This is a genomic window from Streptomyces sp. NPDC042371, assembly GCF_056437465.1.
This window is the reverse complement of record NZ_JBWKAP010000012.1, coordinates 29,402-49,408: the sequence shown is the minus strand read 5'-3', so window position 1 is coordinate 49,408 and position 20,007 is coordinate 29,402. Positions and strand designations below refer to the sequence as shown.

General features: G+C 71.8%; 19 protein-coding genes. 13 read left to right on the top strand and 6 right to left on the bottom strand.

What is annotated here, in order from left to right; genetic code table 11:
• Positions 1-81 precede the first annotated feature (81 nt).
• The 11 genes from AC068B_RS31825 (at position 82) to AC068B_RS31775 (ending at position 11,770) form a co-directional block, all read left to right on the top strand.
• Positions 82-1,287, top strand: a complete 1,206-nt coding sequence (locus tag AC068B_RS31825) for a cytochrome P450 (protein ID WP_478674999.1) — start codon at positions 82-84, stop codon at positions 1,285-1,287.
• 78 nt (positions 1,288-1,365) lie between these two features.
• Positions 1,366-2,481 (top strand): cytochrome P450, encoded by a 1,116-nt coding sequence (locus tag AC068B_RS31820; RefSeq protein WP_478674998.1) that lies wholly within the window; start codon positions 1,366-1,368, stop codon positions 2,479-2,481.
• Positions 2,482-2,489: 8 nt separating this feature from the next.
• Entirely contained in the window at positions 2,490-3,695 is a 1,206-nt protein-coding gene (locus AC068B_RS31815; RefSeq protein WP_478674997.1) for a cytochrome P450, read from the top strand.
• 44 nt (positions 3,696-3,739) lie between these two features.
• The gene (locus AC068B_RS31810; protein WP_356254377.1) at positions 3,740-3,952 is read left to right on the top strand and encodes a ferredoxin; all 213 of its coding nucleotides are present in this window, start codon (positions 3,740-3,742) and stop codon (positions 3,950-3,952) included.
• A gap of 69 nt (positions 3,953-4,021) precedes the next feature.
• Positions 4,022-5,584, top strand: coding sequence for a tryptophan halogenase family protein (locus AC068B_RS31805; protein ID WP_478674996.1), 1,563 nt, complete (start codon positions 4,022-4,024; stop codon positions 5,582-5,584).
• Between the two features lie 9 nt (positions 5,585-5,593).
• On the top strand, positions 5,594-6,151 hold the full coding sequence (locus AC068B_RS31800) for a flavin reductase family protein (RefSeq protein ID WP_478674995.1): 558 nt from the start codon (positions 5,594-5,596) through the stop codon (positions 6,149-6,151).
• A 5-nt stretch (positions 6,152-6,156) separates the two neighbouring features.
• Complete coding sequence (locus tag AC068B_RS31795) at positions 6,157-7,521, top strand: cation:proton antiporter (RefSeq protein ID WP_478674994.1); 1,365 nt, start codon at positions 6,157-6,159, stop codon at positions 7,519-7,521.
• 244 nt (positions 7,522-7,765) lie between these two features.
• On the top strand, positions 7,766-8,284 hold the full coding sequence (locus tag AC068B_RS31790) for a hypothetical protein (protein ID WP_478674993.1): 519 nt from the start codon (positions 7,766-7,768) through the stop codon (positions 8,282-8,284).
• Positions 8,281-9,741, top strand: a complete 1,461-nt coding sequence (locus AC068B_RS31785) for a peptidoglycan-binding protein (RefSeq protein WP_478674992.1) — start codon at positions 8,281-8,283, stop codon at positions 9,739-9,741. Before AC068B_RS31790 ends, AC068B_RS31785 begins: the two co-directional genes overlap by 4 nt.
• On the top strand, positions 9,738-10,532 hold the full coding sequence (locus tag AC068B_RS31780; protein ID WP_478674991.1) for an ABC transporter ATP-binding protein: 795 nt from the start codon (positions 9,738-9,740) through the stop codon (positions 10,530-10,532). Before AC068B_RS31785 ends, AC068B_RS31780 begins: the two co-directional genes overlap by 4 nt.
• A complete protein-coding gene (locus AC068B_RS31775; protein ID WP_478674990.1) occupies positions 10,529-11,770 on the top strand; it encodes an ABC transporter permease in 1,242 nt (413 codons plus the stop codon). The genes AC068B_RS31780 and AC068B_RS31775 overlap by 4 nt, the downstream gene beginning before the upstream one ends.
• Before the next feature lie 201 nt (positions 11,771-11,971).
• Here the strand turns inward: AC068B_RS31775 and AC068B_RS31770 are convergent, their stop codons facing one another.
• Positions 11,972-12,976 carry an LLM class flavin-dependent oxidoreductase gene (locus AC068B_RS31770; RefSeq protein ID WP_478674989.1) on the bottom strand — a complete coding sequence of 335 codons (1,005 nt, stop codon included), beginning with the start codon at positions 12,974-12,976 and terminating at the stop codon, positions 11,972-11,974.
• A gap of 79 nt (positions 12,977-13,055) precedes the next feature.
• Between AC068B_RS31770 and AC068B_RS31765 the strand changes: the two genes are divergently transcribed.
• Entirely contained in the window at positions 13,056-13,565 is a 510-nt protein-coding gene (locus tag AC068B_RS31765) for a phosphatase domain-containing protein (protein ID WP_478674988.1), read from the top strand.
• A gap of 25 nt (positions 13,566-13,590) precedes the next feature.
• Here AC068B_RS31765 and AC068B_RS31760 read toward each other — a convergent pair whose 3' ends face one another.
• Positions 13,591-13,812: a dodecin gene (locus tag AC068B_RS31760; RefSeq protein WP_356254407.1), complete on the bottom strand. Its 222-nt coding sequence runs from the start codon at positions 13,810-13,812 to the stop codon at positions 13,591-13,593.
• A 305-nt stretch (positions 13,813-14,117) separates the two neighbouring features.
• Here AC068B_RS31760 and AC068B_RS31755 point away from each other — a divergent pair, with 305 nt between their 5' ends.
• Complete coding sequence (locus AC068B_RS31755; RefSeq protein WP_478675109.1) at positions 14,118-15,323, top strand: extracellular solute-binding protein; 1,206 nt, start codon at positions 14,118-14,120, stop codon at positions 15,321-15,323.
• A gap of 24 nt (positions 15,324-15,347) precedes the next feature.
• Here the strand turns inward: AC068B_RS31755 and egtD are convergent, their stop codons facing one another.
• Genes egtD through egtA form a run of 4 tightly spaced genes read right to left on the bottom strand, consistent with a single transcriptional unit; the run spans position 15,348 to position 19,769 of the window.
• The gene (egtD, locus tag AC068B_RS31750) at positions 15,348-16,310 is read right to left on the bottom strand and encodes an L-histidine N(alpha)-methyltransferase (RefSeq protein ID WP_478674987.1); all 963 of its coding nucleotides are present in this window, start codon (positions 16,308-16,310) and stop codon (positions 15,348-15,350) included.
• Positions 16,307-17,062 carry an ergothioneine biosynthesis protein EgtC gene (gene egtC / locus AC068B_RS31745; protein WP_478674986.1) on the bottom strand — a complete coding sequence of 252 codons (756 nt, stop codon included), beginning with the start codon at positions 17,060-17,062 and terminating at the stop codon, positions 16,307-16,309. Before egtC ends, egtD begins: the two co-directional genes overlap by 4 nt.
• Entirely contained in the window at positions 17,062-18,420 is a 1,359-nt protein-coding gene (egtB, locus tag AC068B_RS31740; protein ID WP_478674985.1) for an ergothioneine biosynthesis protein EgtB, read from the bottom strand. Before egtB ends, egtC begins: the two co-directional genes overlap by 1 nt.
• Positions 18,417-19,769, bottom strand: a complete 1,353-nt coding sequence (gene egtA, locus AC068B_RS31735; protein WP_478674984.1) for an ergothioneine biosynthesis glutamate--cysteine ligase EgtA — start codon at positions 19,767-19,769, stop codon at positions 18,417-18,419. Before egtA ends, egtB begins: the two co-directional genes overlap by 4 nt.
• Positions 19,770-20,007: the final 238 nt, after the last annotated feature.

Here is a 20,007-nt window from a genome sequence, read left to right as displayed (position 1 = left end):
ATTGCTACGGATTTCGCGGACGGGGACGGAAAGGGGTGCGGTGCCGTCCCCGTCGCGCGGAAAGGGCGAAAGGGCCCCTGAATGTCGAAGGCAGTGAGCACGTCCGCGCACACCCGCAGGGACGGGGTGGAACCCGTGCCGGAACTCGTCGAACTCGGCACGCACACCCCACTCGTCGAACTGGACACGGGCGGGCGCTCCCCGAGCCGTCACTGGCTCGCGACCGGCTACGACGAGGTGCGGGCCATCCTCGGTGACGACAGGTTCAGCATGCTGCCGCCCGACGACGGCAGGGGCGGCGGGAAGCCCCCGATCGAGGTCGGCAACCTGCGCCAGTACGACCCGCCGGACCACACGCGGCTGCGCAGGATGCTCACCCCCGAGTTCACCCTGCGGCGGATCCGCAGGCTGGAACCCTTCATCGAAGAGATCGTCGAGCACTGCCTCGACGCGCTGGAGGGAGCGGGCCGCCCCGCCGACCTCGTCCGGCACTTCGCCTGGCCCATCCCCGGCCTGGTCGGCTGCGCACTCCTCGGAGTGCCCCGCGACGACGCGGCCGAGATCGCCCGCAACCTGAACATCAGCAGGACCGGCACCGGCTTCGGCCGCTACACCAGCCGCGAGGAGCGGGAGCGCCAGCGGGCCGCCGTGAACGCGTACATGACCTACATGGGCAGGCTCATCCGGCAGAAGCGCCGCGACCCGGGCGATGACCTGCTCGGCATGCTGATCCGACGGCACGGCGCGGACCTCACCGACGAAGAGCTGACGGGCATGGCCGCCGCGATCATGGGATCCGGCCTGGAGGACATCGGCGGCATGCTGGGGCTCGGCCCGCTGGTTCTCCTCGACCACCCCGACCAGCTCGCCCTGTTCCAGGAGCGGCCCGACCTGCTCGACTCGGCGGTGGAGGAACTCATCCGCTACGTCTCGTCGGTGCAGAACGCCACGCCCCGCACCGCCCTGGTGGACGTGACCGTCGGCGGACACCTGATCAGGGCGGGCGAGTCCGTGATCTGCTCCCTGCTCGGGGTCAGCCGCAATCCGATGAACGGGGCGCCGCAGGACACGCTCGACATCACCCGCGACAACTCCGGACACCTGTCCTTCGGCCACGGCGTGCACCACTGCATCGGCGCGGTGCTGGCCCGGGTGGAGCTGCGCATCGCGATATCGGCCCTGCTGCGCCGGTTCCCCAAGCTGTCCGTCGCGGTCCCGGCCGAGGAAATCCGCTTCCGCACCTGGACGCCAAATTACGGCGTCGACGAACTCCTCGTGAACTGGTGAGCACGGCTATTTGGACATCCTTGACGGGTGTGCCGAGCCAAATTCAGACTCGTGACATAGGGCGAAAGGATTCCGAGAATGCCCAAGCCACTGGACGAAACCGAGCAGTCACCGCTCGTCGAGACCACCCCTCCCGGGACGCTGGACCGTGCCTGGCTCGCCACCGGATACGACGAGGTGCGGGCGATCCTCGGCGACACGGACCGGTTCACCACACTGCCGCCCGCGGACAACATCGAGGACTCCCGGCGCCTCGTGCAGCCCGGCAACCTGCTGCACTACGACCCGCCCGAGCACACCCGGCTGCGGAAGATGCTCACGGGCGAGTTCACCCTGCGGCGGGTACGCACCCTGGAACCCCTCGTCGAGGGCATCGTGACCGAGCGGCTGGACGCCATGGAGGGCGCCGGGCAGCCGATCGACCTCGTGCCGCACTTCGTATGGCCCACCACCAGCCTGATCGGCTGCGCGCTGCTCGGCATACCCCGTGACGACCAGGCCGAGCTGGCCCGCCACCTCGACACCAACCGCGTCGACAACCCCGACAGGGACCAGCGGGACGCGGCAGGCAACTCCTACCTGGTCTACCTCAGCAAGTTCACGGCACAGAAGCGCCGCAACCCCGGCGAGGACCTGCTCGGCCGCCTCATCCAGCGGCACGGCGACGACCTCACCCCCGCGGAGCTGACGGGCACCGCCGCGACGCTCCTCGCCTCCTTCATCCAGAACGTGGGCGGCACGCTGGGGCTCGGCATCCTCGCCCTGCTGGAGCACCCGGACCAGCTGGCCCTGCTCAAGGAGCGCCCGGAACTCATCGACCACGCGGTGGAGGAGCTGATCCGGAGCGTCTCGATCATCTCGCACGCCTCGCCCCGCACCGCCCGGGAGGACGTCAGCCTCGCGGGCAAGGTGGTCAAGGCGGGGGAGCCCGTGGCCTGTTCGCTGCTCGGCGCCAACAACACCCGCTCGCCGGGGGAGCCCACGGAGCCCATCGACATCACCCGGGACAACAGCAGGCACATGGCGTTCGGGCACGGCATCCACTACTGCCTCGGCGCACCGCTGACCAGGATGGAACTGCGCATCGCGATAGCGGAGCTGCTGCGCAGGTTCCCCGAGGTGCGGCTCGCCGCGCCGCGCGACGCACTCCGATTCACGTCGAAGGCCGTGGAGACGCTGCCGGTGGCCTGGTAGGGGGCGACATGCCGCACGAGACCGCACCGGTGCCGCTGCACACCCGCCGCACGCACTTCGACCCCGCCGACGACCTGCGCCACCTCGCCGCCGACGGGCCCGTCACCCGCGTCAGCCTGGCGCCCGGCGCGGGCGGCGAGCCCCTGTGGCTGGTCACAGGCCACGACGAGGTGCGCCGGGTCCTCGGCGACCACGTCCGGTTCTCCACCCGCCGCCGCTTCGGCTCGCGGGAGGCGGCCGACGGGGACGGCGGGCGGCCCGACGAAGGGGTCGGGCTCCTGATGGACTACGACCCGCCCGAGCACACCCGGCTGCGGAAGATGCTGACGCCGGAGTTCACGGTACGACGGATGCGCAGACTCCAGCCGCGCATCGAGGCCATCGTCGCCGAGCGCCTCGACGCCATGGAGCGGGCCGGGCAACCCGCCGACCTGGCCGAGCTGTTCGCGTCGGCGATCCCGGGCCCGGTGCTGTGCGAACTCATCGGCGTGCCCCGCGACGACCGCGACGACTTCCTGCGCCGCTGCCACGCCCACCTGGCCACGGGGCGCGACCGCCAGGAGCGCACGGCCGCCGGGTCCTCGTTCACCCGCTACCTCGCCGCACTGGTGGCCCGGCAGCGCAAGAACCCCGATGACGGCTTCCTCGGCATGCTGGTGCGCGACCACGGATCCGAGTTCACCGACAAGGAGCTGCGGGGCATCTGCATCCTGCTGATGCTCGCGGGCCTCGACAACATCTCCGGGATGCTGGGCCTCGGCGCTCTCGCCCTCCTGGAGAACCCGGACCAACTCGCCCTGGTACGCGACGATCCCGCGGCCCTCGACCGCGCCGTCGAGGAGCTGCTCCGCTACCTGTCGGTGCCGCACGCCCCCACGCCCCGGACCGCCGTCGAGGACATCACGCTCGGCGGCAGGCTGATCAGGGCGGGGGACACCGTCGTCTGCTCGATCCCGCTGGCCAACCGCGACCCGGCACTGACCGCGGAGCCCGACCGGCTCGACCTGACCAGGGAACCCGTGCCGCACGTCGCTTTCGGGCACGGCATCCACCACTGCATCGGCGCCGCGCTGGCCCGGATGGAGCTGCGCATCGCGTACACGGCGCTGCTGCGGCGCCTGCCCGGACTGCGCCTCGCGGTGCCCGTCCGGGACGTGGAGTTCCGTATCCGCTCGACCGCCTACGGGGTGGAACGGCTGCCGGTCACCTGGTGAGACCGGGGAGCCCGGCCAGAGAGGAGAAGGGAGAGAGAAGAGAGATGGAGGTACAAGTCGACCGCGGCAGGTGTGCGGGCTCCGGCCTGTGCATGAGTTACGTACCCGCCGTGTTCGACCAGTCGGAGGACGACGGGAAAGTACTGCTCAAATCGGCCCGGCCCGGGGCCGGTTCGGCCGCGGCGGTGCGCGGCGCGGCCGCCAGATGCCCGTCCGGCGCGATCACGCTGAGCGGCCAGGACGCAAGCGGCCGGTAGACCGCCGCCGGTCCGTCGGCGCGCTCAATCATCACGATCGGTGCTCAATCATCAATGTGGGGTGGGGAAATGACGCATGCTCCCGTACGCGACGTCGTCATCGTCGGCGGCGGCACGGCCGGCTGGATGACCGCCGCGTATCTGACGGCAGCCTTCGGCGACCGGATCAACATCACGCTCGTGGAGTCGGCGGACGTCGGGACCATCGGGGTCGGCGAAGCCACGTTCAGCGACATCAGGCACTTCTTCGAGTTCCTTGGCCTGGCCGAGCGGGACTGGATGCCCGCCTGCAACGCCACATACAAACTCGCGGTCCGCTTCGAGGACTGGCGCGAGCCCGGGCACCACTTCTACCACCCCTTCGAACAGCTGAGGTCGGTCAAGGGCTTCCCGCTGACCGACTGGTGGCTGCGCTATCCCACCAGCGACCGGTTCGACGTGGACTGCTTCGTGATGGCCTCGCTGATCGACGGCAACCGCAGCCCCCGCTACCTCGACAACCGGCTCCTGGAACAGGACTTCGTCGAAGGGGAGGCGGAGCCGAACACGATCGCCGAGTACCAGGGCGCGCAATTCCCTTACGCCTACCACTTCGAGGCACACCTGCTGGCCAAGTACCTGACGAAGTACGCCACACAGCGCGGGGTGCGGCACGTCGTCGACAACGTCGTGGACGTCGGCCTCGACGAGCGCGGCTGGCTCTCGCACGTGCGGACCGCCGAGCACGGGGACCTGGACGGCGACCTCTTCGTCGACTGCACGGGCTTTCGCGGGCTGCTCCTCAACAAGGCGCTCGAGGAACCGTTCGTGTCGTACCAGGACACCCTGCCCAACGACAGCGCGGTCGCCCTGCAGGTCCCCATGGACATGGACAAGGACCCGCTCCGCCCCTGCACGACGGCCACCGCCCAGGACGCCGGATGGATCTGGACCATCCCGCTGATCAGCAGGATCGGCACCGGCTACGTCTACGCACGCGACTACATGGACCCCGAGGAGGCCGAGCGCACCCTGCGCGAGTTCGTCGGCCCCGCCGCTGCCGACGTGCCCGCCAACCACATCCGGATGCGGATCGGCCGCAGCCGCCGCTCCTGGGTCAACAACTGCGTGGCCATCGGCTTGTCCAGCGGCTTCGTCGAGCCGCTGGAGTCGACCGGGATCTTCTTCATCCACTACGCGATCGAGCAGCTGGTCAAGTACTACCCGGCGGCCGACTGGGACCTCCCCCTGCGCGAGCAGTACAACAGCGCGGTGATGAACGTGATGGACGGCGTACGGGAATTCCTCGTCCTGCACTACCGCGGTGCGAAGCGGGCGGACAACCAGTACTGGCGGGACACCAAGACCCGCGCCGTGCCCGACGCGCTCGCCGAGCGCCTGGAGCTGTGGGAGAGCAAGGTCCCCGACACCGGCACGGTCTACCCCCGCTACCACGGCCTGCCGCCCTACTCGTACAACTGCATCCTGCTCGGCACCGGCGGCATCCCCGTGAGGCCGTCGCCCGCCCTCGACCTCGTCGACGAGAAGGCCGCGCTCGCCGAGTTCCAGGCGATCAAGGACAAGGCGCGGTCGCTGGTCCGCACCCTGCCGACGCAGAACGAGTACTTCAAACGCATGCGCGACGGGGTGTGACCGAGGCACATGGACATCGAGTTCCGCGACATGATGGCGTCTTTCCCGACCGGTGTGTCGGTCGTGACGGCCCGGGACGGCAACGCGGAGCCCCGGGGGATGACGTGCTCATCGCTGTGCAGCCTCAGCGTGAACCCGCCGACGCTCCTGACGTGTCTGCGCAGCGGCAGCCCGACGCTCGGCGCGGTGACCGACAGCGGCGCGTTCGCGGTCAACCTGCTGCACGGCGGGGCCGACTGGGTCGCGGCGCTCTTCGCATCGGGTGCGCCCGACCGGTGGGAGCGCGTCGCCTGGCGGCCGTTCGGCCGCACGCGCAGCCCCGCGCTCGTCGAGGCCGCGCACGCCGTCGCCGAGTGCACCGTGGAGCGCACCCACCCCTCAGGCGACCACGTGATCGTCGTCGGAGCGGTGCGGTCCGTCGAGCGCTACCGCCACGGGAGCGCGCTGCTCTACGGCTTCCGGCGGTACGGCGAACTCGACCCGGGCGTGCCCGCCGCGGTCGGTGAAGGCGCGGCCGGTGCGCGGTCCTTCGGCGTACGCGGGGCCCTCTCCGAACGGGGCAGGTGAACGCCGTGCACAGAGCCGGTCCACCCACGGCCGCCGACGTGCTGGCGGCCGCTCCCGTGCCGCCGATCGCGGCACACCCCCTGCTCCTGTTCCTGCTGCAGGTCGGCGTGCTGCTGCTCCTCGCCATCATGCTCGGCAGGCTGGCCTCGCGGTGCGGACTCCCGGCCATCGTGGGGGAGTTGAGCGCGGGCGTGCTCCTCGGCCCTTCCCTCTTCGGCTGGGTGGCACCGGGCGCCGCGGCCTGGCTCCTGCCGTCGGACCCGGCCCAGGTGCACCTGCTCGACGCGGTCGGACAGATCGCGGTCCTCCTCCTCGTCGGGCTCACCGGCATCGAGATGGACCTGCGGATGATCCGCCGCCGGGGCGGCACGGCCCTGCGCGTCAGCCTCGCCGGGCTGCTCGTGCCCCTGGCCCTCGGGGTCGGCCTGGGCTGTCCGCTGGCGCGCATGCTCGACATCGGCGCCTCCGACCGGCAGATGTTCGCGCTCTTCCTGGGCGTCGCCATGTGTGTCAGCGCCATTCCCGTCATCGCCAAGACGCTGATGGACATGGACCTCATCCACCGTGATGTGGGCCAACTGACGCTGGCCGCGGGGATGATCGACGACACCTTCGGCTGGCTCATGCTCTCCGTGGTCTCCGCGATGACCGTGGGCGGCCTGACCGCGGGCGTGTTCGCCGAGGCCATCGGTTCGCTCCTGCTGGTCCTGCTGATCGCGCTCCTGATCGGCCGCCCGGTCGTGCGCGTCGCCCTGCGGCTGTGCAAGGGGTCGGACGAGCGGACGGTCTCCGCGGCCGCCGCGATGATCCTGCTCGCGGCGGCAGGCACCCAGTCCCTCGGCCTGGAAGCGGTCTTCGGGGCGTACCTGTGCGGCATGCTCATCGGCTCCAGCGGGGAGTTCGACCGGGCCCGCACCGTGTCGCTGCGCATGGTCGTCCTGGCCGTCCTCGCCCCCGTCTTCTTCGCGACCGCGGGGCTGCGCATCGACCTGCGGGCGCTCACCGAACCCGCGGTGCTCGGAGCCGCGCTCATCGTGCTCGCGATCGCCGTACTCGGGAAGTTCGCGGGCGCCTACATCGGCGCGCGGCTCAGCAGACTGAGCCGTTGGGAGGCGCTCGCGCTCGGCGCGGGCATGAACGCGCGCGGTGTCATCGAAGTGATCGTCGCGATGGTCGGGCTCCGGCTCGGCATCCTCGACACCAGGACGTACACGATCATCGTGCTCGTCGCGGTGGTCACCTCCGTCATGGCGCCGCCGCTGCTCAAGGCGGCCATGAAGCGCATCGACTGCACGCCGGAGGAGCGGCGCAGGCTCACCGCGTGGCGCGGGGCACCGGCGCGGGGGAGCCCGGAGCGCGCCGAGACCTGACGGGTTTCCCCGGCCGCGTGTCCCACGGGGAAACCGGAACGGCCGCACACCTCGGGTGGGCGGCCGTTCCGGCCTGCCCCGGTGCGCGTCCCCGCACCCTTCAGGGCACTGTGCGGACGCCCGGCTTTGTGTCCGCCGTGTGACCGCCCGCCGCGTAGAAGTTGGACCCATGTTCACCTCACACAAGCGAGCATTCGCACGCAAGCGAGCCATTGCACCCGCTCTCCTCGCCGCATCCGCCCTGGTGACCGGAACCCTCCTCACGGGCTGCTCGGGAGACTCCTCCGCGGCCTCGTCGGGGAAGGATGCGTCCGCGTCCCCGACCAGCCCCTTCGACCAGGGCCTCGCGTACTCCAAGTGCATGCGCGACAACGGCGCGCCCGACTACCCCGATCCGCAGCAGGACACGGGTGGCGTCAGGCTCACCCCCGGCGAAGGGGCCGATCCGAACTCCGAGTCGTTCAAGAAGGCCGAGGAGGCCTGCCGGGACAAGGCCCCGCAGGGCCTGGGCGGCGGTGGGGGCGGTGGCGCCGCCCTCGACTCCGAGAAGGTGTCGGCCTGGGCGAAGTGCCTGCGCAAGAACGGGCTCCCCAAGTTCCCCGACCCGGAGATCGAGGGCAGCAACATGAAGATCGACATCAACGGCACCGGCATCACCCCGGGCGGCGCGGAGTTCACCAAGGCCATGGGCGCCTGCCAGAGCAAGTACCCCGGCGGCGGCATGATGATGAACAACGGTCAAGGGGGAGGCGTCCCGCAGTGACCAGCCGCGACGAGACCGAAGCGCTGCCCGTGGCCGGTGAGCCGTCCGGCGCGCTGGAACGCCACAGCTCCGGCGAGGTGTCGACGAAGCGGGCCGGAGCCGTCGACACGGCCGAGGAGCCGTCCCCCGACCCGGGGCCGGAGACCCGCGACCTCGAAACGGCCCTGGCGCCGGAGGCCGCCACGCCGGACACCGCATCGGCCGAGGACCCGGACGAGGACGAGGCGCCGCCCGGCACCAGCCGCAGGCGCCGCCCGCTGCGCACCTCGCTGCTCGCGCTCGCCGCGATCACGGTGACCGCGGCGGCGGGCGTCGCCGCCACCGGCATCATCGGCGGCGACGGCAGTGACTCGGCGGGCTCCGCGCCCTCGGGCCCGCCGGCCACGGCGAAGGTGGCACGGACGACGCTGACCAACACCGAGACCGTCGACGGCAACCTCGGCTACGGCGACGCGACCACCGTGCAGGCACCGGCCTCGTCGTCCGGCTCGGGCGACGGACAGTCCGCGCAGAACGGCCAGTCCGGTCAGTCGGGCCAGTCCGGCCAGTCCGGCCAGGACGGCTCCTCCGGGGCGACCGGCAGCGACGGCATCGTCACCTGGGTGCCCAAGGAAGGCAGGATCATCGAGCGCGGCGACACCGTCTACCGCGTCGACCAGCAGCGGATCCCGCTCCTGTACGGCTCGTTCCCGCTGTACCGCACCCTCGCTTCGGGCAGCGAGGGCGACGACGTCACGATGCTGGAGAAGAACCTCCGCGCCCTCGGCTACAAGGGGTTCACGGTCGACGACACGTACGACTCCGCGACCGCCGCGGCCGTGAAGGAGTGGCAGGAAGACCTGAACCGCAAGGAGACCGGCACCGTGGCCGCCGGGGACGCCGTGGTCGCCTCGGGCGCGCGGCGCGTCGCGGACGTGAAGGCCTCGCCCGGTGCCGCGCCGAGCGGCAGCATCCTCTCCTGGACCGGCACCCAGCGGATCGTCGCCGTCGACCTCGACGTGCAGTTCGAGGACCTGGTCGAGAAGGGCACCGAGGTCACCGTCGAGCTCCCCGACAACACCACGGTCAAGGCCGAGGTGACGGACATCGGGACGCCCTCCACCTCCAAGAGCGGCGACTCCGCGGACAGTTCGGGCTCCGGGGACTCAGGCTCCGGCTCCGGCTCCGACGACAAGGCGACCCTGCCCCTGGAGCTGACGGTGAAGGACCAGAAGGGCCTCGGCCGCTACCAGGCCGCCGCCGTCCAGGTCACGCTGAAGGCCGAGTCCCGCAAGGACGTCCTCGTCGTCCCGGTGAGCGCCCTGGTCGCACAGCGCGGCGGAGGCTACGCGGTGGAGGTCGTCACCGCGGACGGCACCGAGTACCGCCCGGTCAAGCTCGGCATGTTCGCGGACAGCCAGGTCGAGGTGTCCGGGAAGGGCATCAAGGAAGGCACCGTCGTGGGGGTCCCCAAGTGACCCCGTCCACCCCCGAGCTGCCCGCCGCCCCCGCCACGGACCGGCCCGTGGTCGAGCTGACGGGCGTCTCCAAGGCGTACCAGGACGTCGTCGCCCTGCGCGGCGCCGACCTGGTCATCCGGCGCGGTGAACTCCTCGCCATCGTCGGCCCCTCGGGGTCCGGCAAGTCCACGATGCTCAACATCATGGGCACCCTGGACCGCCCGTCGGCAGGCCGGGTCCGCATCGACGGGCACGACGTGGCCGACCTGACCGACCGTGAACTGTCGGCGCTGCGGGCCGAGACCATCGGCTTCGTCTTCCAGCAGTTCCACCTGGCGTTCGGCGTACCGGCGCTGGACAGCGTGGCGGACGGGCTGCTCTACAGCGGCAGGCCGCGCGGCGAGCGCCGCCGCCTCGCCGAACGGGCGCTGCGCCGGGTCGGCCTCGGCCACCGGCTCTACCACGAGCCGCACCAGCTGTCCGGCGGCGAGAAGCAGCGCGTGGCCATCGCCCGAGCGGTGCTCGGCGATCCGCCGCTGCTGCTCGCCGACGAACCGACCGGCGCGCTGGACTCGCGGTCGGGAGCGGTCGTGATCGAACTGCTCCACGAGCTGCACGAGGCCGGGACGACCGTCGTGGTCATCACCCACGACCGGGACATCGCGGCGAACCTGCCCCGCGAGGTGCGTCTCAAGGACGGCCGTATCGAGCACGACTCGGTCGCCGCCGGCGAGAGCGCTTCCTTCCCCGATTCCCGGGGCGCCCTCGTCTCCCGGGACGACCTCGCCCCCCAGGAGGCCGTGCTATGACCGCGATCAAGGAGCTGGAGCCCGCCACGGCCCCCGAGCCCCCGCGGCGGCCCAGGCCAGCCCGGATGAACCCGGCGGACGTGCTGCGGGTCGGTGGCTCCGGGCTGCGCTCGCGCCCGATGCGGGTGTTCCTCTCGGCGCTCGGCATCGCCATCGGCATCGCCGCGATGGTCGGCGTGGTCGGCATCTCCACCTCCTCCACCGAGGACCTCAACCGCAGGCTGCAGGAGCTGGGCACCAACCTCCTGACGGTGACGCCCGGCCAGAACTTCAGCGGCGGTGAGGCCCATCTGCCTGCCGAATCGGTCGACATGATCGCGGCGATGGACGACGTCGAGTCGGTCTCCGCCCTCGGCAAGACCGACGCCAAGGTCTACCGCAGCGACCACACGCCCGTGCAGGAGACCGGCGGCCTCAATGTCTCGGCGGCCCGGACGGACCTGCCGAAGTCGGTCGGCGCCAAGATCGTCGACGGCCGCTGGCTGAACGCGGCCAACAGCCGCTACCCGGCCGTCGTGCTCGGCCCCAAGGCCGCCGAGCAACTCGGCGTGCACCGGGCGGGGGAGGACGTGAAGGTCTGGATCGGCGGGCGCTGGTTCACCGTCGTCGGCCTGCTCGCCGCCAATGAACTCGTGCCCTCGCTGGACTCGTCGGCCCTCGTGGGCTGGTCCGTGGCGGAGAGCGAACTGGGCTTCGACGGCTCGCCGACCACCATCTACACGCGGGCCGACGAATCGTCCGTCAACGACGTGCAGGAAGTCCTCGGCGCCACCACCAACCCCGAGAGCCCCAACGAGGCCAACGTCTCCCGGCCCTCGGACGCACTGGCGGCCAAGGAAGCCACCGACGACACCCTCAGCGGACTGCTGCTCGGCCTCGGCGGAGTGGCCCTGCTCGTGGGCGGCGTCGGAGTCGCCAACACCATGGTCATCTCCGTCCTGGAACGCCGCTCCGAGATCGGCCTGCGCCGCTCGCTCGGCGCCACCCGGGGCCAGATCCGCACCCAGTTCCTGGCCGAGGCGCTGCTCCTGTCCGCGCTCGGCGGCCTCGGCGGCGTCCTGCTCGGCATCGCCGTCACGGGAGGCTATGCCTCCTACCAGGGCTGGCCCTCCGTCGTCCCGGTCTGGGCGATGGCGGGCGGTGTCGGCGCCACGCTCGTCATCGGCGGCCTGGCCGGTTTCTATCCCGCCGTACGCGCGGCACGGCTGCCCCCGACCGAGGCGCTGGCGACCACCTGAGGCCCACGCCTGCGCCCCGCCGCCCGCGCCTGCCCGCCGACGTCGCAAGACCTTCTGAGAGGTACCCGCAAGGGCCTCCGGGACCGCGGTGCTTCCGCTGGAACCATCCCCCGTGCCGCGGGGGCACCGCGCCCGTCCGCGCCGCATCCGGGCCGATCCCGGAACGCGACGCGGGCGGGGCCCAGGTCCGTCCGGACGGCGTCAGGCCGTCAGCCCCGCCAGGCGGGCCAGCCGCCGGAAGGAGTCGAGGAGGCCGACGCGGTCGTACGTACTGGTCGTGACCAGCACCTCCTGCGCCCCGCTCTCCTTGATCACCCGCTCCAGCTCGTCGGCCACCTGCTCCTCCGTGCCGTGCACGTGACCGGTCAGCCCCGACTCGTAGAAGCCGCGCTCCTTCTCCGTCATGGCCAGGGACTCCACGCGCTCGGCGGGCGGCAGCGGCGGGAACGTGCCGTGCGTGCGGGAGTACGCCATCGACCAGGCCTCCGGGACGAGCAGCCGACGGGCCGCCTCCTCGCTCTCCGCCACCGCGATGGAGCCCGCGATCATGACGTACGGCTCGGAGAGCCAGGGCGAGGGGCGGAACGCGCCGCGGTACTGCTCGATGCCGCGCAGCATCTTCTCGCGGCCCCGGATGTCCCCGATGACCAGCGGCAGGCCCGCGTCGGCGGCGATCGCCGCGCCCTCGCCCACGGCGAGGACGTACGGTGGGACGGTCAGGCCCTCGGCGGGCCGGGCCCGCACCCCCGTGCCGGACGTGCCGCGGAACCAGTCGAGCAGTTCACCGAGCTGCGCCGCGAAATCCTCGGCGTCGTGCTTGTCGCGCCCCAGCGCCTTGCGCACCCCGTCGGTGAAGCCGACCGAGCGGCCGAGCCCCATGTCGATCCGGCCGGGAAAGAGCGATTCGAGCACCCCGAACTGCTCGGCCACGACCAGCGACTGATGGTTCGGCAGCATGACACCGCCCGTGCCGACCCGGATGGTGCGGGTGGCCGCGGCGACGGCCGACGCGAGGACCGTGGGCGCCGAGCCCGCGACGCCGGGCACGCCGTGATGCTCGGAGACCCAGAAGCGGCTGTACCCGAGCGCTTCGAGGTCCTGGGCCAGGCGCACGGTGTCGCGCAGGGCCGACGGACCGTCGTGCCCCTCACGGGTGCGCGATCGGTCGAGGACGGAGAACCGGGTTGCCGCGATCACTGAGCTCACACAGGGTTCAACGCACGGGGGCCGCCAGGATTCCCGGGCCGCCTCGCGGATCCCGTACGGCCGCTTCTACGCTGTCGACGTGACGGAAGACAGCAGATCTCGGACGGCGGACGACAGGCCCCTGGCCGTGTTCGACCTGGACGGCACCCTCGCGGACACCGCGCACCGGCAGCGTTTCCTGGAGGGCAGGCCCCGGGACTGGGACGCGTTCTTCGCCGCGGCGCCCCAGGACCCGCCGCTGGCCCGCGGCGTCGAGCTGGCCCTGGCGAGCGCGCGGGAGTGCCAGGTGGTCTATCTCACCGGCCGCCCCGAGCGCTGCCGCGCCGACACGGTGGACTGGCTGGCGCGCCAGGGACTGCCGAGCGGACGGATCTGGATGCGGCGCAACAACGACCGGCGCCCCGCACGCCGCACCAAGCTGGAGATCCTCCAGGACATCGCCCGCAAACGGACGATCCGCATGCTGGTGGACGACGACGAGCTGGTCTGCGTCGAGGCGGAACGCGCGGGCTTCACCGTCGTCCGGGTGACCTGGGCGAACACGTCCGAGACCCTGAAGGACGCCCAGGAGCGCGAGGGCCGCACCTGAGCGCCCGCAGCGCTCCGCGCCGAGGCTAGACCTCGGTGTCGTCCTCCAGGCGGAAGCCCACCTTCAGGCCGACCTGGTAGTGCTGGATCTCGCCGTCCTCGATGTGGCCGCGCACCTGCGTGACCTCGAACCAGTCGAGCGATCGGAGCGTCTGCGAGGCCCGTGCGACGCCGTTGCGGATCGCCTGGTCGACGCCCTCGTGAGAGGTGCCGACGATCTCGGTGACGCGGTACGTGTGGTTCGACATGAGGATGTTCCTCCGGGCCGTCGGATGAGGCCGTACGGCGTGCTGCCGCACGGCGCCGAGAAGTGCCGTCACTCCACCGTGCCCCAGCTGCCCCGGTGGCGCGAGATGGCGTACCCCCTTGACCAGCTCATTGGTACGGACCAAAATCCAGCCAGTAACCCGTACGAGCAGCGTGCTCACCCCCCGCGTCGGGCTGACCTTCCCCTGTCCGCAGGCAGAAAGTGACCCACGTGAAGCCGCACCACCGCGCTGCCGTGTCCCTGGCGCTCGCCCTCTCCTCCACCGTCCTGGTCGCCGGGTGCGGCATGCTGCCGGGCGGTGACGACTCGAAGACCGTCACGGTCTGGCTCATGAAGGGCAGCGCTTCGCCCGGCTTCGTCGAGCGCTTCAAGTCGGACTTCGAGAAGGAGCACGACGACATCGACCTGGACATCCGCGTCCAGGAATGGACCGGCATCGGCACCAAGGTGACGAAGGCGCTCAAGGAGGAGGGCGGCGACGGCCCGGACGTCATCGAGGTCGGCAACACCCAGGTCGCGCAGTACGTCGACGAGGGCGGCCTGTACGACCTGACCCTGGAGTCCGCACGCGACCTCGGCATGGACGACTGGCTGCCGGGCCTCGCCGAGCCGGGGCGCTACCGCGGAGCCCAGTACGGCATCCCCTGGTACGCAGCCAACCGCGTCGTCATCTACAACAAGGACCTCTTCGCACAGGCGGGCATCGAGAGCCCGCCGCGGACCCGCGAGGAGTGGATCACGGCGACGGAGAAGCTCAACACCGGGGGCAAGCAGGGCATCTACCTCGCGGGCCAGGACTGGTACACCCTCGCGGGATTCATCTGGGACGAGGGCGGCGACCTGGCCAAGGAGACCAAGGAGTCATCCGGCGACTGGCGCGGCAGCCTGCACACGGCCGCGGCCCTGCGCGGCATGGAGTTCTACAAGCAGCTGCAGGCGCTCGGCGAGGGCCCGCGCGACGCCGACGAGGAGCATCCTTCGCAGGCCGGGGTGTTCGCGGGCGGCGACGTCGCGCAGATCGTCGCGGTGCCCGGCGCGGCCCGCGCCATCGAGGAGAAGAACCCCGAACTGAAGGGCAAACTCGGCTACTTCCCGATCCCGGGCATGAAGGCGGGCAAGCCCGCCGCGGTATTCACCGGCGGCTCCGACCTCGTCGTGCCCGAGCACAGCAACGACCACAAGGGCGCGGTCGAGGTGATCGAGGCCCTGGCGGGCAAGAAGTGGCAGACCGACCTGGCGCGGACCATGAACTACGTCCCGAACAAGGCGAAGCTCGCCCCGGCGGTCGCCGACGAGGAGGGCTCCGCGGCGATGGCCGTCGGGGCGGCGAACGGCCGGGCGACCCCGAACTCCCCCCGCTGGGCGGAGGTCGAGGCGGACAACCCGATCAAGGGATACATGACGAAGGTCCTGACGGGCGGCGACCCGGCGACCGAGGCCCGCAAGGCCTCGGCCCGGATCACCAGAGCACTGGACGTCGGCGGCCTGTGACGGACGCCCGGTAGCGCCGGGGCGCTACGCGACCGTGCTCAGCGACAGCGCGAAGCGCCCCCTCTCGTCCGTCCACCAGTGCGTCAGCTCCAGTCCTGCGGCATCCAGTTCGGCACGTACGCCGTCCTCCCTGAACTTCGCCGAGATCTCCGTGCGCATCTCCTCGCCCGCGACGAAGTCGACCGCCAGGTCGAGCGCGGGGATCTTCACCGTCTGGTCGGCCGTGGAGCGCAGCCGCATCTCGATCCACTCGTGCTCGCGGTCCCAGACGGCCACGTGCTCGAAGGCGTCCGGGTCGAAGTCGCCGCCCAGCTCGCGGTTGATGACCGCCAGGACATTCTTGTTGAACGCGGCCGTCACGCCCGTCCCGTCGTCGTACGCGGAGACGAGGACCGACTCGTCCTTGACCAGGTCCGTGCCGAGGAGCAGCGCGTCGCCGGGGGAGAGGAGGTCGCGCACCGAGGAGAGGAACGCGGCGCGTTCGGCGGGCAGCAGATTGCCGACCGTGCCGCCGAGGAAGGCGATGAGGCGCGGCCCCGGCGTGCCGGGCAGCGCGAGGCCGCGGGTGAAGTCGGCGATCAGGGCGTGCACGTTCAGCGAGGGCCGCTGCGCGAGCAGGGTGTTCGCGGCGCCGGTCAGCGCGCTCTCGCTCACGTCCACGGGGACGTAGGTGTGCAGGGACGCCATGGCGTCGATGAGGTGACGGGTCTTCTCCGAGGAGCCCGAGCCCAGCTCGATCAGCGTCCGGGCGCCCGTGACCTCGGCGATCCGGTCGGCGCGGGCGACGAGGATCTCGCGCTCGGCGCGGGTGGGGTAGTACTCGGGCAGGGTGGTGATCTCCTCGAAGAGGGCGCTGCCGCGCGCGTCGTAGAACCACTTGGGCGGCAGCGTCTTCGGGGTGGCGGTGAGGCCGTGCAGGACGTCGGCGCGCAGCGCGGCGCCCGTGGTGTCCTCGGGCAGGGTGCGGGTCAGCAGGAACGGGCTCACGCGGGGGGCTCCTTGAGCGGGGTCAGCAGTACGTCGGTGCGGCTGGCGGCGAGCAGGGTGCGGTCGGGCACCTCGCGCCAGTGCGGGTCGTCGTCGTAGGGCTCGGAGGCCACGACGGTGCGGCGGCCGGGCTCCGTGAGATACCAGAGGGTGTCGCCCCAGGCGGTCGCGGCGATCGTGTCGCCGTTGGTGAGCAGGAGGTTCAGGCGCGACCCTGGCGCCGCCTCCGCGACCTCCAGGACGGTGTCAGCCAGGGCCTGCCCCTCCTCGTCGCCCCGGCGCAGCCGGTTCAGGACGAGCGCCCACACCAGTGCGGAGTCGCAGCGCGCCTCCATCGAGAGCAGCTCGGCGGGCGGCAGGCCGTGCGCGAGTGGGGCGAGCGAGCGGGGCCAGCCGGAGATCGCCCCGTTGTGGCTGAACAGCCAGGGCCCGGAGGCGAAGGGCGCCGCCGCGGCCTCGCCGTCCGCCCCCGAAAGGGTCGCGTCGCGCACCGCGCCGAGCACCGCCCCGGAGCGTACGACCCGCGCCAGATCGGCGAACGAGGCGTCGCCCCAGATCGGCCCGGCGCGGCGGTAGCGGGCGGGTGCCGGGTCGCCCTCGGCGTACCAGCCCACCCCGAAGCCGTCGGCGTTGACCGTCCCGTGGCGCTGCATCCGCGGCGTCCACGACTGGCGGAACAGGCTGTGCGCGGGCGTCACGAGGAGGCTTCCCAGTGGCTCCGGCGGCCCCAGGAAGGCGAGATGACGGCACATCAGGCGGTCCCCGGAGCAGGCGTCTCGGTGGGTCCGGCGTCCCGCGCGGTGCGGAACCCGGAGAAGATCTGCCGCCGCACCGGGTGGTCCCAGTTGCGGAACGTGCCGCGGCAGGCCACCTCGTCGACGGAGAACGCCCCGCCGCGCAGCACCTTGTAGTCGCCGCCGAAGAACACGTCCGAGTACTCGCGGTACGGGAAGGCGGCGAAGCCCGGGTACGGCAGGAAGTCGCCGGACGTCCACTCCCACACGTCGCCGATCAACTGCCGCACACCGAGCGGCGACTCGCCCGCGGGATAGCTCCCCGCGGGCGCGGGGCGCAGATGCCGCTGGCCCAGGTTGGCGCGCTCCGGTGTGGGGTCCGCGTCGCCCCACGGATAGCGCGTCGACCGGTCGGTCACCGGGTCGTACCGTGCGGCCTTCTCCCACTCCTCCTCGCTGGGCAGGCGCCGGCCCGCCCAGCGCGCGTACGCGTCGGCCTCGTACCAGCTGACGTGCAACACCGGTTCGTCGGCGGGCACCGGTTCGACCGTCCCGAAGCGCCGCCGCAGCCACTGGCCGCCCTCGCGCCACCAGAACAGCGGCGCGCACAGGTTGTTTCTGCGGACCATCGCCCATCCTGCCGGGTCCCACCAGCGCATCCGCTCGTAGCCGCCGTCCTCGATGAAGCGCTGGTACGCGGCGTTCGTCACCGGAGTCGTGTCGATGAAGAACGGCGGGACGAGCCGGTGGTGCGCCGGGCGTTCGTTGTCCAGGGCCCACGGCTCCGTGGACGTCCCCATCGTGAAGGGACCGCCGGGGACCAGGACTTCGGCGGGCCCCGTGAAGGGCTCGCCGGGCGGCGGGTCAGGGGCGGTGAGGGCGGTCTGCCCCGACCGCAGCTGGTGCGTGATCAGCATCGTCTCGTCGTGCTGCTGCTCATGCTGCGCGATCATCCCGAACGCGAAGCCCGCGTCGGTGAGCGGCGTGCCGCGGAACGGCGTCTTCTCCAGCACGTCGAGCGCGCGGCCCCGCACCTCGGCCGCGTAACCGCGGGCCTCGGCGGGCGCGAGCAGCGGCAGGCTCGGGCGCTCGGCGCGGGGATGCTCGAAGGCGTCGTACAGCGGATCGATCTCGGGGCGCATCGCATCGCGCCCCGCGACCGCGCGCAGCAGCCACTGCTCCTCCTGGTTGCCGATGTGCGCGAGATCCCAGACCAGTGGCGACATCAACGGAGAGTGCTGCGCGGTCAGTTCGGCCTCCTCCACACAGGAGGTGAGGAGGGTCGTGCGCTCCCGGGCGGCGAGGAGCGCGGCCAGCGCGCGCGCCCGCAGGGCCTCCGGGTCGGTGGCTTCCGGGTCGGTGGTGGAGCCGGTCATCGGCGGACATCCTTCCCAGGCGTGTTCCCAGGTGTGTCGTGGAGTGCGGGGTCGTCGCGCACCGCCTCCAGCAGGTCGTCGGCGGGGCAGCGGCCGTGCGCCACGTACTGGGCGGCGTACGTCGCCACGGCGTCCCGCACGGACGCGTCGGCCCCCAGCCGGGGCAGCGCGTCGACGGCGGCGGCGAAGCACGCGGCGGCCGCCTCGCGCAGTTCGGGCTCGGCGAGGCCGTGGCGTGCCGCGTCCAGCCAGAGCGGATTGTGGGGCGCGGCGGTCGATCCCGGCGGCCCGTACCGCTCGGCCAGCGGCTTCACGGCGCGGTAGGCGGTCTCGGCCGCCTCCGGATCGTCGAACAGGGCGCTCGTGACGGCGAGCGGCACGATCCAGCCGTCCTCGCCGGGCTGTGCGTCGACCATGCGCAGTTCCAGGTGGCCACGGGGGCGCACCGGTGGAAACAGCGTGGTCAGGTGGTAGACGAGGTCCTCCTGGGTGGGTCTGCGCGACGCCCCGGCGCGGGCCCACGCCCGGAAGCTCATCCCCTCTGGAACGCTCCAGGGGCCCTCGCCCGGCTCTCTCTTGACGCACATGACCGGCGCGTCCAGGGCGTGTCTGGTCCACGTCTCGCGCGGCTCCCCGTCCAGGGGCGGCGCGCCGGATCTGCCGGGTTCGATGCCCGCCCACACGGCCTGCCGGGTCGAACGCCAGCCGGTCGGACGGCCGTCCTGGAGCGGTGAGTTGGCGAACGCGGCGACCAGGACGGGCCCGAGCAGGTGCGCAAGGCGCCAGCGGCGCGCGTAGCCGAGCGGGCCCGGCTCCTCGTATCCGGCGTCGAGGCAGATCTGCACGGACGCCGTCGAGCACATCATGCGGCGCCCGGCTGGGCCCCCGCGGTCGAGGCACGACTCCAGCGCGTCGTAGCGGGGCTCGCGCAGGATCCGTGACGGCGGGCGCCATGGGTCGGCGCCGATCCCGCTGAGGGTGAGGCGGTGGGGGTGCAAAGCGTCGCGTACGACGCCGAGGTCGGCCTGCATGGCCGAGATGCACTCCGTCAGCGAGGCGGCGGGCAGCGAGCTGAGCTCCAGCTGGCCGCCGGGTTCGACGGTGACGGACGAGTGCAGGGGCAGGGCCCGCAGCGCGGCATAGGCCGCTTCGAGGCGGGCGGCGGATACGGGCAGGTGGGGCAGGCCCGGTTCGTGGACGAGCCATTCCAGTTCGACCCCGATGGTGCGGGGTGGGCCGGTCTTGAAGCAGATGCCTCGGACCAGCGCTTCCACTTCGGCTTCGGACACCGTGTCGCGCGCCGTTGTGCGGTGCGTCGTGCGGTGTTTCGTACAGTCTCCCTCAGGCATGCGGGGATCCTTCCATCCGGTGCTGCTCGTCACACCCAAAACCCTCGAGGGCGTTCGCACAAGAGTGCCCCTCAGGCCGTTCACGTACCGGGAATTTCTGTTGCGCCGCCCGACGCACGCGGCTCACCATGCGTTCATGAACGACACGGGGGTGTGGACATGAGCGTCCGGCTGCGAGAGAACGCACTCCAACAGCATGCACGCCATCGGCACGCGCTGCGACAGCACGCGCTCCGAG